The organism is Acinetobacter sp. CAU_H_60, assembly GCF_058599385.1.
Genome location: NZ_CM178653.1, coordinates 1,820,148 through 1,835,779, shown reverse-complemented (window position 1 = coordinate 1,835,779; position 15,632 = coordinate 1,820,148). Strand labels below are relative to the sequence as shown.

Annotated in this window: 15 protein-coding genes; 7 read left to right on the top strand and 8 right to left on the bottom strand. The window is 42.8% G+C overall.

The window, feature by feature from the left end; translation table 11 throughout:
• Positions 1-69: 69 nt before the first annotated feature.
• Complete coding sequence (locus AC4MBN_RS08520) at positions 70-327, bottom strand: hypothetical protein (RefSeq protein ID WP_004783954.1); 258 nt, start codon at positions 325-327, stop codon at positions 70-72.
• A gap of 680 nt (positions 328-1,007) precedes the next feature.
• Here AC4MBN_RS08520 and pepN point away from each other — a divergent pair.
• Together pepN and AC4MBN_RS08510 are read left to right on the top strand one after the other, a co-directional pair.
• On the top strand, positions 1,008-3,617 hold the full coding sequence (gene pepN, locus AC4MBN_RS08515) for an aminopeptidase N (RefSeq protein WP_419364894.1): 2,610 nt from the start codon (positions 1,008-1,010) through the stop codon (positions 3,615-3,617).
• 209 nt (positions 3,618-3,826) lie between these two features.
• The gene (locus AC4MBN_RS08510) at positions 3,827-4,036 is read left to right on the top strand and encodes a hypothetical protein (protein WP_004783945.1); all 210 of its coding nucleotides are present in this window, start codon (positions 3,827-3,829) and stop codon (positions 4,034-4,036) included.
• Between the two features lie 41 nt (positions 4,037-4,077).
• Here the strand turns inward: AC4MBN_RS08510 and AC4MBN_RS08505 are convergent, their stop codons facing one another.
• Positions 4,078-4,524, bottom strand: a complete 447-nt coding sequence (locus AC4MBN_RS08505; RefSeq protein WP_419364891.1) for a universal stress protein — start codon at positions 4,522-4,524, stop codon at positions 4,078-4,080.
• A 125-nt stretch (positions 4,525-4,649) separates the two neighbouring features.
• Positions 4,650-5,093, bottom strand: a complete 444-nt coding sequence (locus AC4MBN_RS08500) for a universal stress protein (protein WP_125279008.1) — start codon at positions 5,091-5,093, stop codon at positions 4,650-4,652.
• A 274-nt stretch (positions 5,094-5,367) separates the two neighbouring features.
• Here AC4MBN_RS08500 and AC4MBN_RS08495 point away from each other — a divergent pair, with 274 nt between their 5' ends.
• Together AC4MBN_RS08495 and AC4MBN_RS08490 are read left to right on the top strand one after the other, a co-directional pair.
• The gene (locus AC4MBN_RS08495; RefSeq protein ID WP_419364889.1) at positions 5,368-6,369 is read left to right on the top strand and encodes an alpha/beta hydrolase; all 1,002 of its coding nucleotides are present in this window, start codon (positions 5,368-5,370) and stop codon (positions 6,367-6,369) included.
• Between the two features lie 68 nt (positions 6,370-6,437).
• Positions 6,438-6,782 carry an SMR family transporter gene (locus tag AC4MBN_RS08490; RefSeq protein WP_004783937.1) on the top strand — a complete coding sequence of 115 codons (345 nt, stop codon included), beginning with the start codon at positions 6,438-6,440 and terminating at the stop codon, positions 6,780-6,782.
• Positions 6,783-6,818: 36 nt separating this feature from the next.
• Here the strand turns inward: AC4MBN_RS08490 and AC4MBN_RS08485 are convergent, their stop codons facing one another.
• The 4 genes from AC4MBN_RS08485 to aceR all read right to left on the bottom strand — a co-directional run bounded on the left by AC4MBN_RS08485 (position 6,819) and on the right by aceR (position 10,798).
• A complete protein-coding gene (locus AC4MBN_RS08485) occupies positions 6,819-7,994 on the bottom strand; it encodes a benzoate/H(+) symporter BenE family transporter (protein ID WP_419364886.1) in 1,176 nt (391 codons plus the stop codon).
• 110 nt (positions 7,995-8,104) lie between these two features.
• Entirely contained in the window at positions 8,105-8,764 is a 660-nt protein-coding gene (gene leuE / locus AC4MBN_RS08480) for a leucine efflux protein LeuE (RefSeq protein WP_179992453.1), read from the bottom strand.
• Positions 8,765-8,846: 82 nt separating this feature from the next.
• Positions 8,847-9,818 carry a transaldolase gene (tal, locus tag AC4MBN_RS08475; protein WP_159124304.1) on the bottom strand — a complete coding sequence of 324 codons (972 nt, stop codon included), beginning with the start codon at positions 9,816-9,818 and terminating at the stop codon, positions 8,847-8,849.
• Positions 9,819-9,907: 89 nt separating this feature from the next.
• On the bottom strand, positions 9,908-10,798 hold the full coding sequence (gene aceR / locus AC4MBN_RS08470; protein WP_419364884.1) for an HTH-type transcriptional regulator AceR: 891 nt from the start codon (positions 10,796-10,798) through the stop codon (positions 9,908-9,910).
• Positions 10,799-10,892: 94 nt separating this feature from the next.
• Here aceR and aceI point away from each other — a divergent pair, with 94 nt between their 5' ends.
• The gene (gene aceI / locus AC4MBN_RS08465) at positions 10,893-11,324 is read left to right on the top strand and encodes a chlorhexidine efflux PACE transporter AceI (protein WP_419364882.1); all 432 of its coding nucleotides are present in this window, start codon (positions 10,893-10,895) and stop codon (positions 11,322-11,324) included.
• 97 nt (positions 11,325-11,421) lie between these two features.
• Here aceI and AC4MBN_RS08460 read toward each other — a convergent pair whose 3' ends face one another.
• Positions 11,422-12,939 carry an acetyl-CoA C-acetyltransferase gene (locus AC4MBN_RS08460; RefSeq protein ID WP_419364880.1) on the bottom strand — a complete coding sequence of 506 codons (1,518 nt, stop codon included), beginning with the start codon at positions 12,937-12,939 and terminating at the stop codon, positions 11,422-11,424.
• Positions 12,940-13,179: 240 nt separating this feature from the next.
• On the opposite strand from AC4MBN_RS08460, the gene AC4MBN_RS08455 reads away from it, so the two are divergent.
• Together AC4MBN_RS08455 and AC4MBN_RS08450 are read left to right on the top strand one after the other, a co-directional pair.
• Entirely contained in the window at positions 13,180-14,571 is a 1,392-nt protein-coding gene (locus AC4MBN_RS08455) for a 3-oxoacyl-ACP reductase (protein ID WP_419364878.1), read from the top strand.
• 197 nt (positions 14,572-14,768) lie between these two features.
• On the top strand, positions 14,769-15,623 hold the full coding sequence (locus tag AC4MBN_RS08450) for a MaoC family dehydratase (protein WP_419364876.1): 855 nt from the start codon (positions 14,769-14,771) through the stop codon (positions 15,621-15,623).
• Positions 15,624-15,632 lie beyond the last annotated feature (9 nt).

Here is a 15,632-nt window from a genome sequence, read left to right as displayed (position 1 = left end):
AGAAGAGAGTCTTTAAACGAACAGAGCTACCGAAGTAGCCCTGTATTCAAGAAAACTGGATTATCGTTTTTAAACGGGGCAGGGTAATGTTTCGTCTTCCTCTCCTTGATGTTTCGCTTGAATCAATGCCTGCACTTTTTTGGATGGAACCTTTTTGGCACCAAGTGCATCATAAGTATTCAGAATCGCACTGACCTCATGCGCTTGTAGCTGAACGCCTTCAGAACTCATGAACAGGGCAATGACTTTGTGATCAATATTGGCCTGATCCAGAACCTGAAGTGTTTTAAGATTTTCAATCCGTACCACATGCTGTTTTAAATACATAGCTCACCTCAATTTCTTTGTTGTCGTTATTCTTGGAGTTTTTGCGCTTGGAGAAAACACACTTAGACTGTAGCAAAAACCATGCTCATTTTTTAATCAGTATTTCGGAATTGCTATTAATCATAAATTATATATTTTTAAATCAAACACATAAGAAAATGTAAAAAAATATGATATTGGCTGAAAACTTGGCATATATCTTTCTTTGAATCCTGCCATTGCTGTTGGGTGAGACAAAATGCATTCAAACTGGTGCATGTCATTTGTGCATTTAAAATGAAATTCAGAACGCAGATTAACCAGAACTTAATCTTTTAGAAGTCAGGTTTTGCAGCGCCCAGCATCTAAATTGGATAAGGTTGTCCTGAATTTAGGTAGTAATTTTTCATATTGAAGTAATACTTTGCATGTGCAGGAAACATGCATAAAGGAATCATACAATGCAGATGAAAGCTTTTTTTATTTTATCTTTAAGTTGTTTTAGAGATGGGGATTTTAGATATCGGGCAAATATAAGGCGATTATCGTATATTTTGATGTAGCTCAATTGAAAAGATCAGTAATTATTCCCATATACAATACAAATGAAATGCACAGACAGGTTCAAGATCAAGGCGTATGATCAATACATTGACAATCTTTTGCCTTAGAAGCTGTGCAATAAAGGATCAGGACATTATATGAATATCGCGGCGAATCCGGTGATCGAAGCAGATCAAACCATTTATTTAAAAGACTATCAAAAACCTTCTTTTGTTGTAGATTCAATCGACCTGAATATTCAAGTCTATGATGATCATACGCTGGTCAGCAGCAAACTGGAGATGCAGCGCCAAACAGCAGGTGATCTGGTATTGCTTGGCCGTGACCTGGAACTGCAATCGATCCAGTTAAATGGTCAGCCACTAAATGCATCAGATTATATTCTGGATGCTGAGCAACTGGTGATTAGCAATGCTCCAGATCAGGCGACCATTGAAACAGTTGTCAAGATTCATCCGGAAAGTAATACCATGCTGGAAGGTCTGTATCAGGCCAGTTCAGATTTGTTCGTCACTCAGAACGAACCGGAAGGTTTCCGTAAAATCACATTCTATCCAGACCGTCCTGATGTTTTATCAGTTTTTACTACGCGTGTTGAAGCCGATAAAAAGTATCCGGTTCTACTGGCTAACGGTAACCTGATCGAAACCGGCGAAGTGGATGAAAACCGTCACTATGCACTCTGGCAAGACCCGACCAAGAAACCAAGCTATTTATTTGCCTGCGTGATTGGCGATCTGGCAGTGATGAAAGATCGCTATACCACATCAGAGGGTCGTGATGTGGCACTGGAAATCTATGCTGAAGAAAAGGACATTCCTAAATGTAAAATCGCGATGGAAGCCTTAAAGCATTCCATGCGTTGGGATGAAGAGCATTATGGTCTGCCATATGACCTCGATAATTACATGATCGTAGCAACCAGCGCATTCAACATGGGAGCGATGGAAAACAAAGGTCTGAATATCTTCAATACCTCATGCGTGTTGGCTGATGAAGAATATACAACTGATGCTGCCATCATGCGTGTACAGTCCGTGATTGCTCATGAGTATTTCCATAACTGGACGGGTAACCGGATTACCTGTCGTGACTGGTTCCAGCTATGCTTGAAAGAAGGTTTGACTGTATTCCGTGATCAGTCTTTCTCTGAAGACCTACAATCTGCTGCGGTACAGCGTATTGATGATGTGGCAGTACTAAAAGCGCATCAATTCCCGGAAGATTCTGGCCCTTTATCACATCCACCACGTCCGGATCATTTTGTAGAAATTAATAACTTCTATACTGCGACCGTGTATGAAAAAGGTGCAGAAATTAACCGTATGATGGCGACTTTGCTCGGTAAAGAAAAATTCCGTCAAGGTACAGATGAATATTTCCGTCGTCATGATGGTCAGGCCGTAACGGTTGAAGACTGGGTGGCTGCCTTGACTGCCGGTTCAGGGGTAGATTTATCGAGCTTTCTGACTTGGTATAACCAGCCTGGTACACCGAAACTGGTCGCAAAAGGTGAGTATAATGCAGATGCACAAACTTATCGTCTTAGCTTTAAGCAAAGTCTGAAAGCTCATCCGAAATATCCGAATCTGAAAGCTGTTCCGATTCCAGTGGCTTTGGCCTTGTTTGATGCGAATACCGGTGAGCAGCTGAGCCTGAACTCTGATGCCTTATTTGAAAATGGCGTCAAAGATGGGGTGTATCTGTTTGATCAGGATGAAGCGACCATCGAGTTTAGCGGTGTGACCAGCAAGCCGGTTGTTTCTTTACTGCGTAACTTTTCTGCACCCGTTGATCTGCATTTTGATTACTCTGAACAAGAACTGGCGTTCTTGTTGCAATATGAAACCAATGGTTTTAACCAGTGGCAGGCGACCCAGACTTTATTAGAACGCATTCTGCTGGATGATCAACCTTCTGAAATCTATATCGAGGCAATGCTGAATACCTTGCCTGATCTGATTCAGAAAGATCCGCTATTGGCTTCGCGCTTATTTGATGTACCGGCAGAAGGTTACCTGGGTAGCCGGATTGATACAGACTACAATCCAGCCATGATCCAGGAAAAACGTGATGCCTTGCTGCATAAATTGGCACGTGCCTTTGGAGCCACAGCTAAAGAAATCTATCTGAGTCTGGATCCTGAGTTGCAGTCAGATTTCTCTCAGGCGATGGGTGTACGTGCACTGAAAAATATCATGTTAATGCTGATTGCACGTCAAGGTGATGAAAGTGCATTTGAATTGGCAGAGCAGCAATACCAAAACACAGGCAATATGTCTGAACGTTTGGGTGCCTTGCGTGTGCTGGTATGGAATGACGCCCCTCAAGCCAAAGCATTTCTGGATGATTTTTATAACCGCTTTAAAGATGAAGCACTGGCACTGGATCAATGGTTCATGCTGCAAGCAGCTCATCCAAAAGCGACTGCAGAAACAATTAAAGCACTCACTGAGCATGCGGATTATGACTTGAAAGTGCCAAACCGTATCCGTGCGGTGAGTGGCGGTTTGAATGCCAATCCGGTCAATACCTGGAGCTTTGGTGTGCAGCATTATATCGAGCTGGCGAAATATCTGGATCAGAAAAACCCGATTGTCGGTTCACGTCTACTTCAGGTGCTTTCACGCTGGTATACCCTGATTGAACCACAACGCAGTGAAGTCAAAGCACAACTTGAAGCTTTAAAACCACAGGTGAAATCGAAAAATGTCTCAGAGACATTGAACAGCATGTTAAGCGTATAAGATCGTTATGTAAAAAGCCGGATCACCTGATCCGGCTTTTTATTATTGACTTATTTTAAATGGTGAATTTAAGCGCATTTAAAATACTATAATGTGAAATCAGTCACATAAAAGGTTTACAGTAAGAGGCTAGACAGGAAAGTAAAACTATACTTTTCTATTAAACATGAAGAAATCTTCAAATTGATATACTAGAGGTCTTATTCAAGATGTTAGTGAAAATCGAAGATGGTTTTTATTTAAATACTCGGCATATTATTGCGGTTCATGTCAGCAGAAATGCTGCGACTGGTCTGTTTGAAATCTCCCTTCAATATACACCGCATTCTATTCAGCAAGCTGGAGAATACAAAAAAGTATTTAATAGCCAGCTGGATGCTGAACTCTTCCTGAACGAACTGAATCAAAAAGTTCGCTAAAAAAAGCCTGCATCGCAGGCTTTTTTGTTGTCTGGGTTACGTTAAGGTCTCACAATCAATACCGGAATCTCGGACTGGGAAAGGACATTCTGTGCCACGCTGCCCAGCATCAGTTTTTGCAGACCTTTGCGGCCATGTGAGCCCATGATAATCAGATCGGTCGGAACTTCCTGCGCTGCCTGAAGAATTCCTTCAGAAGGTGCCATACCATGAATGATCTTGGTAGTGACTTGTGTACCATCATGCACAAAATTTTCCTTGATCTCATTTAGAAGATCTAGTGCATGTTGTTCTGCCTGCATGAAATAGTCAGTAACTGCGGGAGCAACCTTATAAAAGTCCACGCCTTTAAATGGATCTACAGCAATAATACTGACCAATGTCACCTTACTATTAAAAGCTTTGGCCAGCTCACGGGCATGTTCAGCTGCAGCATAGGACATCGAGGATTCATCGAGTGCGACAAGAATATGTTCATAGTTTTGCATGGTGCCTCCTCATTTTTAGAATATGCAGTGAAATGATCATTTAGAAAATGGAGGTTCACTGTAGAAGGGTTCAGACAGAAACACTGCCTGAAAAAATTGCGCACCTTGAAGATGCGCAAATTAGATCATTTTTTAACAATTAACACCGGAATTTGACTGGCGCCAAGAACATCCTGTGCGAAACTGCCCAGAATCATTTTCTGGAAGCCTTTACGGCCGTGTGAACCCATGACGATCAGATCAGCCTGGGTTTCCTCTGCAGTCTCAGCAATATGTTCGGCATTTACCAGACCAGTTACAATGCGGGAATCTGCTTCTATACCTTCACTGCCTGCAATTGCAGTGGCTTCTTTTAGGGCATTTTTTGCATTGGCATGAGCTTGAGCAAAATACTCTTTCATGATGGTTGAACTGTAGTAGAAGTCAGCTTCGGTAAAAGGGTCTTCTGCAATCAGGCTGATCAGGGAAAGTTTACTGCCAAATGCCTTGGCAATTTTGGCTGCATGTCGAACTGCAGAAAAGGAAATATCTGAACCGTCTACTGGGACTAAAATATGTTGGTAAGCCATGATTTTTCTCCGCATGTTGTGTGTTTTTACGCTCTGATTTATTGATAGCATAGTGCGCCCAAGGGTGCAATTGCAAAAAGCTGAAAATGGCAAAAAATCTTTAAATTACAGATATTTTTCACATAAAAGCAGAGATTTGATGAAAGAAAAAACAGAGTAAAAAACTAGGAATTCAGGTTTTATTGATCAAAAATAACAGGATAAATGACGCTGTTTTTCTGGGGATAGTTTAAACTGCCTAGGCTTATTTTTTGGCTGATCGAGGGGGAAGGTTTTGAGGTTCTTTGTCATTCATTTATTGCTGCTCTGTTCAATTATTCTGGCAGGCTGTCAAAATACTGTACAGAATAGCCGGGTCATTGCCGGTGCTTTTAATTTGACCACAGGGATGCAGCAAAAGGTGATGGATCGCTATGCACCAGGTTCGGTCATCGTGCATCAGAATATGGTCTATGAACCGCAGAAAAAGCTCTCTCTGGATCTGTATCAACCACAAAATATCAAAACTATTGGCCCGCAACCAACTATTGTGTGGATTCATGGTGGTGGCTGGATTTCTGGTTCCAAAGAACATGCCCGGGGTTATTTTAAACTTCTGGCTGCGCAAGGTTATAACGTGGTATCGGTCCAATATCAGTTTGCACCTCAAGCGATTTATCCAAGTCAGTTACATCAGATTGATCAGGCCTTGGAGTTTATTACTCAACATGCAGCCGAATACCATATTGATGCCCAGAATTTATATCTGGCCGGAGATTCAGCCGGGGCGAATATGGCTAGCCATTATGCTGCGCTTCTAACAAATCCTGACTTCGCCAAACAATCTGATTTTCAGCCTTATCTGGAACCTTCCCAACTTAAAGGTCTGATTCTGCACTGTGGTATTTATGACTTGGAGTCATTCGCCAGTACCGCACCTGATGAAATGAAGATCGTAGAGTGGGGAGTATATAGCCTGATTCAGGCCTATACAGGTGACCGTAAAAATGATGCCGAATTTCTCAAACGTATTTCTCCAATCCAATATATTACGCCGTCTTATCCGCCAGTATTCATTAGCGGGGGCAACAAGGACTTTCTGACCGACACCCAATCCTTGCCTTTTATCAAAGCTTTAAAAGCACAGCAAGTTCCAGTGACAGAAGTTTTTTATCCCGAATCAAAAGCCTGGCTGATTCATGAATATCAGTTCTTTATGGGCAAGAAAGAAAGTCAGCAGACTTTTATCAAGACGCTGGATTTTCTGCATCAGCTTTCACCCCTCAACATACAGTGATAAATAATTTATTTCTTAAGACATAACTAAGCTTTGGTTTAGGAAAGATAGATTTGGAGAGTGAAAAAATGAATCCTGCGACTTGGGCATATCTATTGTTGGGTTTGGCTATAATTGCCGAAGTCACTGGATCTACATTTCTAGTGAAATCTGAAGGCTTTACCCGTTTGTGGCCTTCTTTAGCGGTGGTCGTTTTATTCTGTATCGCGTTTTATTTGCTGTCTCAGGTGATTAAGGTAATTCCTTTAGGCATTGCTTATGCGATTTGGGCCGGTGTAGGGATCATTCTCACAGCCATTGTCGGTTATATTGTATTTAAGCAGGCGCTGGATCTTCCTGCTTTTATTGGTATTGCCCTGATTATTTCCGGTGTGGTGGTCATTAATCTGTTTTCTCAAACGGCAGGACATTAAAAGAGATAGACATAAGTCATCTCTATTTTCATGAATTTAAGCCAGCTGAGGTTTAAGCCTAAATAGTAAATAAACCATCAAACCAAGCAGTAGGCCCCAGAAAGCTGAACCTATGCCAAAAAACTGGATATTGGATGCACTGAACAGAAAGGTCATCAGTGCGGCTTCCCGGTCATGACTGTCCTGAAAAGCCAGTGCAATGTTGTGGCCAATGGTGCCAAACAGGGCAATGCCAGCCAGAACCGTAATCAGAATACCCGGAAAAGCCATCAATAAGCTGGTCAGGGTCGCAGCGAAGAAACCCATCAGGATATAAAACAGACCACAGCTCATACCTGCGATATAACGCTTAGCCGGATCAGGATGGGCTTGTGCATCCAGACTGACTGCTGCGCTAATCGCGGCAAGATTAACACTGAAACAGCCAAAAGGAGCGAGAAGCGCCTGAGTGAGGCCCGTCCAGCCTAAAATCGGATTCACCTTGGGTGGATAGCCATAGCTTTTAATCACGGCCAGGCCAGGTAAATATTGCGATGCCAGATTAATCACCATCAGCGGAAGAGCCAGTCCTAAAATAGCTTGCAGGCTAAATTCTGGTGTGGTCCATACAGGCTGGGCGATGCTCCAGTCCAAATGTGGAAGCGTAAAATCGATAAAGAACGGACAGAGTGCAATTGCAAGCAGCACAGTAATAACAATGCTATAACGCGTACTCATTTTTTTGGAAATGAGATAGATGGCCAGTACAGTGAGCACAAAGCTCCAGGATTGTTGCAGGCTGCCAAATACCGAAATTCCAAATTTCAGCAAGACACCAGCCAGCATGGCACTGGTCAAACTTTGTGGAATAAACTGAAAAATCCGGTCAAATATTCCGAAAAATCCCAGACAGGCAATCAGGATGCCGCAAATCAGAAAAGCGCCAATCGCTTCGGCCAGACTGTAATGGCCTGCGGAGGCAATAATTAACGCTAGACCGGCTGTCGACCAGGCGGTGGAAATCGGATAACGATATTTCCAGGAAAGCAGAAAGCCGGAAACCCCAATACCTATGCCGAGTGCCCATAACCAGGAACTGATTTGCGCTGCATTTGCATCCAGGCTTTGGGCTGCTTCAATGACCAGTACGGCGGATACGCTGATCCCAATCATGCAGGTAATAAAACCCGCCATGATGGCAGGAAAGGAGAGATCTTGTAAAAGTTTAGGCATCATCCATGACACTATTTTTAAATGCGTTTAAATCATACGCTTTTCATATCTCAACACAATGTTTTTAACAATTTTTGAAAGCGCTGCTCTTGCCAGAAAGCTGCTGATTCTTAGAAAGTAGATGTCGCCAGTTTGATGCCGAACCCGCAGAATAGAATTCCTACTGAAGCAACCCCGCCAGCGGTCAATTTATAATTCTGGTTGAAATAGCTCGCGAGTTTGACCCCGGAAAAGATCAGGATTGAAAGGTAGGTCATGCTGATCAGTTGCAGGATTAAAGCCAAGAGTGCAAAAGTCAGTGCCGGATAAGGGTAAACAGGATCAACAAACTGCACGAAAAAAGACAGGTAGAACAGAATCGCTTTAGGATTTAAAACACTGATTGTTAATGCTGTACGGAAGGGCTGAATCGACCCGACAGTTTCAGGAGTAGTCTTTTTAATCTGAACACGTTGTGACGACTGTTTCGGAAAGAAAGTCTGATAGGCGGCAATGATCAGTTTGATACCAAGATAACTGAGATAAACAGCACCAATAATTTTCAGGGCAATAAACAGCACGGGAAACGCATGAAGTAGAGAGGCTGCGCCTAACGCCGTACATAGAATCAGAATCAGGTCACCGGTATAAACCCCTAAGGCGCCCATATAACCGGTCTTGATACCAAAGCGGGAGGCAATCGACATGACATAGAGGGAATTCGGCCCCGGCAGTAACACAATTAACGTTGTCCCAATGATAAAGGTCGTTAGATCTGTGATACCAAACACGAAGAACTCGCAAAAATGAAAAAAGCCGATGCGGCATTATAGCAACATCGGTCTGCAGAAATTCTATAAATTCGCTGTGAATTTAGGTAGTGCTCAAAAAACTTTCCTTTAATAAAGCCGCCAGTTGCTCACGTGCCTTGATAAAGCCATCAATACCACCTTGCAGTAATTCACTGGCCATCTGGTCCTGTTTCAGTTGAGCATCAAAATCGGCATGACTGATTGGATTCAGTTCACCTTGAGATTGAATATCTTTGGCTGAAAGCTGAGCCTGAACTTCACGCTGATCATTTTCAAGTTGTTCCAGCAAGTTTGGTGCAACAGTCAGTAGATCACAACCGCTGAGGCCCAAGACCTGCTCAATACTACGGAAGCTTGCACCCATGATTTCAGTTTTAATCCCATGTGCTTTATAGAACTCATAAATGCGCTTTACTGAGAGTACACCCGGATCTTTTTCGATCGGATACGACTCAACACCTTCCGCTTTCTTGTACCAGTCTAGAATGCGGCCGACAAAAGGTGAGATTAAAGTCACTTTGGCATCAGCGCAGGCATGGGCCTGATGCTGGCCAAACAATAAGGTCAGATTGGTATGGATACCTTCTTCTTCCAGTGCTTTCGCTGCCTGAATGCCTTCCCAAGTCGATGCGATCTTAATCAGGATGCGGTCAGAATTAATCCCATATTGATCATACAGCGCAAGTAATTCTTTAGCCTTGGCGATGGTCGCTTCAGTATCAAAAGACAGGGAAGCATCCACCTCAGTCGAAACACGACCTTCAATCAGTTTTAAAATTTCAACACCGAATTTGACAGTCAAAATATCAATCGTGCGTTCAATCAGGGCATTATTCACATAGCCTTCTTGCTGGGCTTGTTGAAAAGCTGCTTCAATCAAGGCCTGATTTTCAGGCTGTTTCGCTGCAGCAGTAATCAGAGATGGATTTGTGGTTGCATCCAGAGGGCGAAATTTCTCAATTGCGCTTAAATCACTGCTATCTGCCACAATAGTCGTCAAGTTTTTTAATTGGTTTAATGCAGTTAATGTCATTACGATCTAGTTCTATGGTTATTGCTTATGCATTCTTATATATCATAAATCATCCTCTTACCAAGTAGACTGTCGTTGAATTTCTGTGATTAATGGTCGGTTTTTCGCTGCTGACGCAAGTGATTAATCAAAAAATGAGCAGCTGTACCCAGTCGAGTTTCCCGGCTCCAGACCAGATCGACAAAATATTCAAATTTTGGGGTGAAATCGAGCAGCTGCAAGATCTGTAGCTGCTCCTGCAAATGTAGCTGTTCATTGATCATTTCCAGAGGGAGTACACCCCAGCCCAAACCTTGCTGGATCATGTTACAGGCTGAATGATGATTGTCAGTGCGCCAGTAATTCCGGGAAAAGAGCAGTTCTGGCTTAATGCTACGATCACGACTGGCAACAACAATCTGTCGGTTTTGTAAAATCTGTTCATAGCTGACCTGGTGAAATTGACTTAATGGATGCTGTTTGGCCGCCACAGCAACCAGTACCTCACGCTTTAATTCTATAAACTGTTCACGGGTTTCTAATTGCTCCCGCTCAAACATCAGCGCTAACTGCGCTGAACCTTCAAATAGCATGTGATGAGCATCTTCCTGAGGTGCGCTAAAGACATTAACTTGCAGCGCTGGAAATTCCCGTTCCAGCAAAACGATATAATCAGTCCAGCGGGTATGGAGGAGCTCAGACACCACCACAATATTCAGTTCAGATTCAAGACCTGAACTAAGTGCTAGGGCATGTTGCTTCCATTGGTTGATTTCAACCAAAAGCTGCTCAGTTTTTTCATACAGTACTTTCGCCTGTGCAGTTGGTTTTGGCTCACGGCCAATGCGTTCAAATAGCATCAGATTAAGATCAATTTCTAGATTGGCAATGGCCATACTCACTGCAGAAGGAACTTTACCAAGTTTACGCGCAGCAGCAGAGAAGGAGCCAGTTTCCATAACCAGTTTAAACATCTGTAGCTGTTCTTGATTAATATTCATGAATTCTATCTTTCATTTTTATTGATAGATTCTAACTCGAATAATCAAATTTAAAGAAATAAAATTCTTTTATCTCCTGACTTGATGAACTGAAATGTTAATTTCGAAAAGAAGACTGATTCATGCCACCTTATATGAAGGCATTTTATTGGTGGTGATTGCCATATTACTGAGTACGCTCATGCATATGCCGCTTGAGGTCACAGGTGCTCTCGGAATTGCGATGGCTGTGACTTCAATGTTCTGGAATATGCTGTTTAATCATTATTTTGAAAAGTTTGAAGCCAAACATCGTCTGAAAAGAACCATCAAAGTACGGATTGCTCATGCGATTGGATTTGAGGGTGGTTTGATGCTGGCGACGATTCCGATGGTGGCTTATGCATTACAGATCGGTCTGGCACAGGCTTTTCTTCTGGATTTGGCGATGACATTATGTATTCTGGTATATACCTTTATCTTCCAGTGGTGCTATGACCAGCTTGAGGCCAAAATGGGTCTGGAACCAGACTACCGAAAAGCTTAACTTGAGTCTTTATTAGAGTAATCCTCAAATGCTTCGCTAATAATATTGCAATAAAAAAACCGCTCATAGAGAGCGGTTTTTTTATATGAGGCTTGGATTATTTTTCAATAATTGCTGTTACGCCTTGACCACCAGCTGCACAGATCGAAACAAGCACACGACCTGAACCTTTCTGGTTAATCAGTTTTGCCGCAGTTGCGATAATACGACCGCCAGTTGCTGCAAATGGGTGACCTGCAGCAAGAGAAGAACCTTTTACGTTCAGTTTGGCACGGTCAATTGAACCTAGTGGAGCATCCAGACCTAAACGCTCTTTACAGAATTTTGGATCTTCCCAAGCTTTCAGCGTTGAAAGTACTTGCGATGCAAATGCTTCGTGAATTTCATAGTAGTCAAAATCTTGAAGTTTCAGACCAGCACGTTCCAGCATACGAGGAACTGCATAAGCAGGTGCCATCAACAGGCCTTCTTTCTTGTCTACGAAATCAACGGCAGCAGTTTCCTGGAAAGTCAGGTAAGCCAATACTTCATGACCATTTGCTTTAGCCCATTCTTCAGAAGCCAATAGCACACAAGACGCACCATCAGTCAGTGGAGTAGAGTTACCCGCAGTCATGGTACGTGCATCGCCTTTACCAAAAGCAGGTTTTAGTTTCGCCAGTTTTTCAACTGAAGAATCAGGACGCAAGTTGTTGTCACGTTCAAGACCCAGGAATGGAGTCACCAGGTCATCAAAGAAACCTTCTTCATAGGCTGCTGCCATTTTCTGGTGTGAAGAAGCAGCTAACTCATCTTGCGCTTCACGAGAAATACCCCATTCCAGTGTAGTAATTGCTTGATGGTCACCCATAGACAGGCCAGTACGTGGCTCACCATTTTTTGGTGCATCCATCAGGTCTTTCACATTGATTTTTGTCAGTGCTTTTAAACGATCTTTCGCTGTTTTCGCAATGTTTAGCTCAAGTAATGCTTTACGTAAGCCATCACCAAAAGCGATTGGTGCATCAGAAGTCGTATCTACACCGCCTGCGATTCCCACTTCGATTTGACCTAGAGCAATCTTGTTTGCGACCAGGAATGCTGCTTGAAGGCCAGTACCACATGCTTGCTGAATGTCATAAGCAGGTGTTTCTGGTGCAAGAGCAGTATTTAATACACATTCACGAGTCATGTTGAAGTCGCGGCTGTGTTTCAGTACAGCACCTGCAACCACTTCACCTAAGCGTTGACCTTGAAGATTAAAACGTTCAACCAGACCATTCAGGGCTGCTGTGAACATATCAGTATTGGATGCCGTAAAGTAAGCACCGTTAGAACGTGCAAATGGAATGCGGTTACCACCGATAATAGCAACGCGGCGAACTGTATTTTGGCTCATGTTTGGTTCCTGTTGAACAGAAGTCTGTGTTATAGATGTTGAATCTTGTTGGCTTGAAGTCGTTTTTTTGGTACGTGCAGATGTACTGCGTGTACGTGTGGTTTTAGCCGGACTTCTTTCTGCGGCATTGGCTGTATCAGGATTTTTAGTGCTACGCTTGCTACGCGTTGATGGTTTTGACACAGTTTCTGTCGCAGAGTTCTCGACTGCTGGATTATCTTGAGTTGTTTTGCTCATAAGGCTTTACCAGGCAAATAGATCGTCTTCTTGGCGCTTACATTAGCATAGAAGAAGATAGGCTGTATTGACTACAATGACATTACAGACTGCGCTTAGGTCAAGTCATCTGCCTGTTATCTCAAGTATGATTGGGCGGAATCTGGTAGATCTATTGAAATATAAGTGTCTGGCATCATACTGAAGTTTAAGGATAACTTTAGATCAACCAAAAATTAATTTGTATGAGAGATAATAAACATGACTGATCAGTACCAAACTTTTGCAAAATCTCCTATTGGTAAATTTGTCATTAAAAATTTGGGTCTGCCATCCCCAACTTCTTTAGACCGTTTTGAGTCTGCTACACCTGTAGTTAAAGGCGCGGTATTGTTTGGAGCAGCACCAGCAAGTACATTGACCGGTGCTATTGCTCAGGTTCTGGCAAATATTCATGCCAATAGCTATGCAGGTAACAATGCTGAACTGCAACAGGCTGCTGCATCAGCTGGACTGAATCTGGGTGCGTTTAATCCGGGCGATAAAGAATCAAAATTCAAAGTTGTCATTTTTGATGCTTCAGGAATCGAAAATTCAGAACAGTTAAAATCACTTTATGATTTCTTCAACCCGATTGCGCGTCAAATCCAAAGTTCTGGCCGTGTCGTGATTGTGGGGACTACGCCTGAAACTGCTAAATCAGTCAGTCAGTCAATTGCTCAACGCGCACTGGAAGGTTTTGTAAAATCTGTGGGTAAAGAGTTTAAAAAGGGAATTGCAGCGAACCTGATCTATGTAGATGCTGGTGCTGAAGCAAATCTTGAGTCTGCTTTACGTTTTGTAGTTTCTCCACGTTCTGCCTATGTTTCTGGTCAGGTGATCCGTGTTTCACCTGCTGAAAAAGTGGATGTGGACTGGACTAAACCATTAGCAGGAAAAACCGCTGTAGTGACTGGTGCGAGCCGTGGTATTGGTGAAGCGATTGCTCATGTATTGGCACGTGATGGCGCACATGTCATCTGTCTGGATGTTCCGCAACAGCAAGCAGACCTTGACCGTGTAGCTGGTGAGATCGGTGGTTCAACTTTAGCTATTGATATTACTGCTGCAGATGCAGGCGAAAAAATCAAAGCGGCAGCAGCTGAACAGGGCGGTCTGGATATTATTGTGCACAATGCCGGTATTACCCGCGACAAGACTTTGGCCAATATGAAGCCTGAGCTATGGGATCTGGTGATTAACATCAACCTGTCTGCCATTGAACGTGTAAATGACTATTTAATCTCCAACGATGGTCTAAATGCCAATGGCCGTATTATCTGTGTATCTTCAATTTCAGGCATTGCAGGTAACCTGGGTCAAACCAACTATGCAGCGTCTAAAGCGGGTGTGATTGGTGTGGTGAAATTCACAGCACCAACCTTAAAAAATGGTGTAACGATTAATGCCGTTGCACCGGGCTTTATCGAAACACAAATGACGGCTGCGATTCCATTTGCAATCCGTGAAGCTGGCCGCCGTATGAACTCAATGAGCCAAGGTGGTCTACCTGTAGATGTTGCAGAAACAATTGCCATGTTTGCTTCTACGGCTTCAACAGGTTTAAATGGCAATGTGGTTCGTGTCTGTGGTCAAAGCCTGTTAGGGGCTTAATGGAATCTCTCCCGACCTCTCTTTATAAAAAAGAGGAGAATTCCCCCTTTAATAAAGAGGGATTCAGGGGGATTAAAATTCTAAAGAGAAAATTCCAAGAATTCTCAAAACCTCTCCAGTACTTCACTTTCATACAATGATTGAAGTATGCTCAGGAGAGGTCACCTTTATAAAGATAATATTTCCAAAGGTTCAGTATGAATACGCGCCATTTTAGTCAACTTCCAAAACCTTATTTAGCCTATCCAAAAGTGATTCAAGGCTTGATTTTTAAAAAGCCGAAAGCTGAAAAAGTTCTACCGCAAGTTGAATATGTGGTGGATTCATTCAAGGTCGATCAGAAACATTTAAAAGCCTATAATCAAGTATGTGGCTTTAAAAATAATGGTTATATTCCAGCTATTTATTTGACCGTGCTATCTCAAAGTCTGCAAATGCACATGATGACCTCGGAAGCATTTCCGTTCCCGATTTTAGGACTGGTACATATCCGTAATCAGGTCAAGCAATACCGTAAAGTCGGTGTAAATGAGACTTTAACCTTGTCATGCAAGTTTGGTGAATTACAGCCACATGACAAAGGGGTTCAGTTTGATTTTATTACCACAGTCAAAGTGGGCAATGAAGTCGTCGTTGAGGCATTAACGACTTATCTTTCACGTCAAAAGACTGATGCTAAAGCTGCTGCAAAATCAGCAGAAAGTAAAGCACCAGACTATAAGCTGAATACTGAATGGAAAATTTCAGAAAATACCGGCCGCCGTTATGCCATGACTTCAGGTGATTTTAATCTGATTCATATTCATGCTGTTACAGCGAAGGCTTTTGGTTTTAAACAGGCGATTGCACATGGTATGTGGAGCAAAGCCAAAGCGCTGGCTAATCTGTCATTGCCGGATGCCTATGAAGCCGATGTCTGGTTCAAGCTACCGATGTACTTGCCTTCTAAAGTTGAGTTTCTAACGGCTCAAGCAGCGAATGATACAGATTTCCTGATCCGGAACAGCAAAAACCAGAAGCCGCATGTGACCGGCCATGTAAAAGCGATTTAAATCTAAATC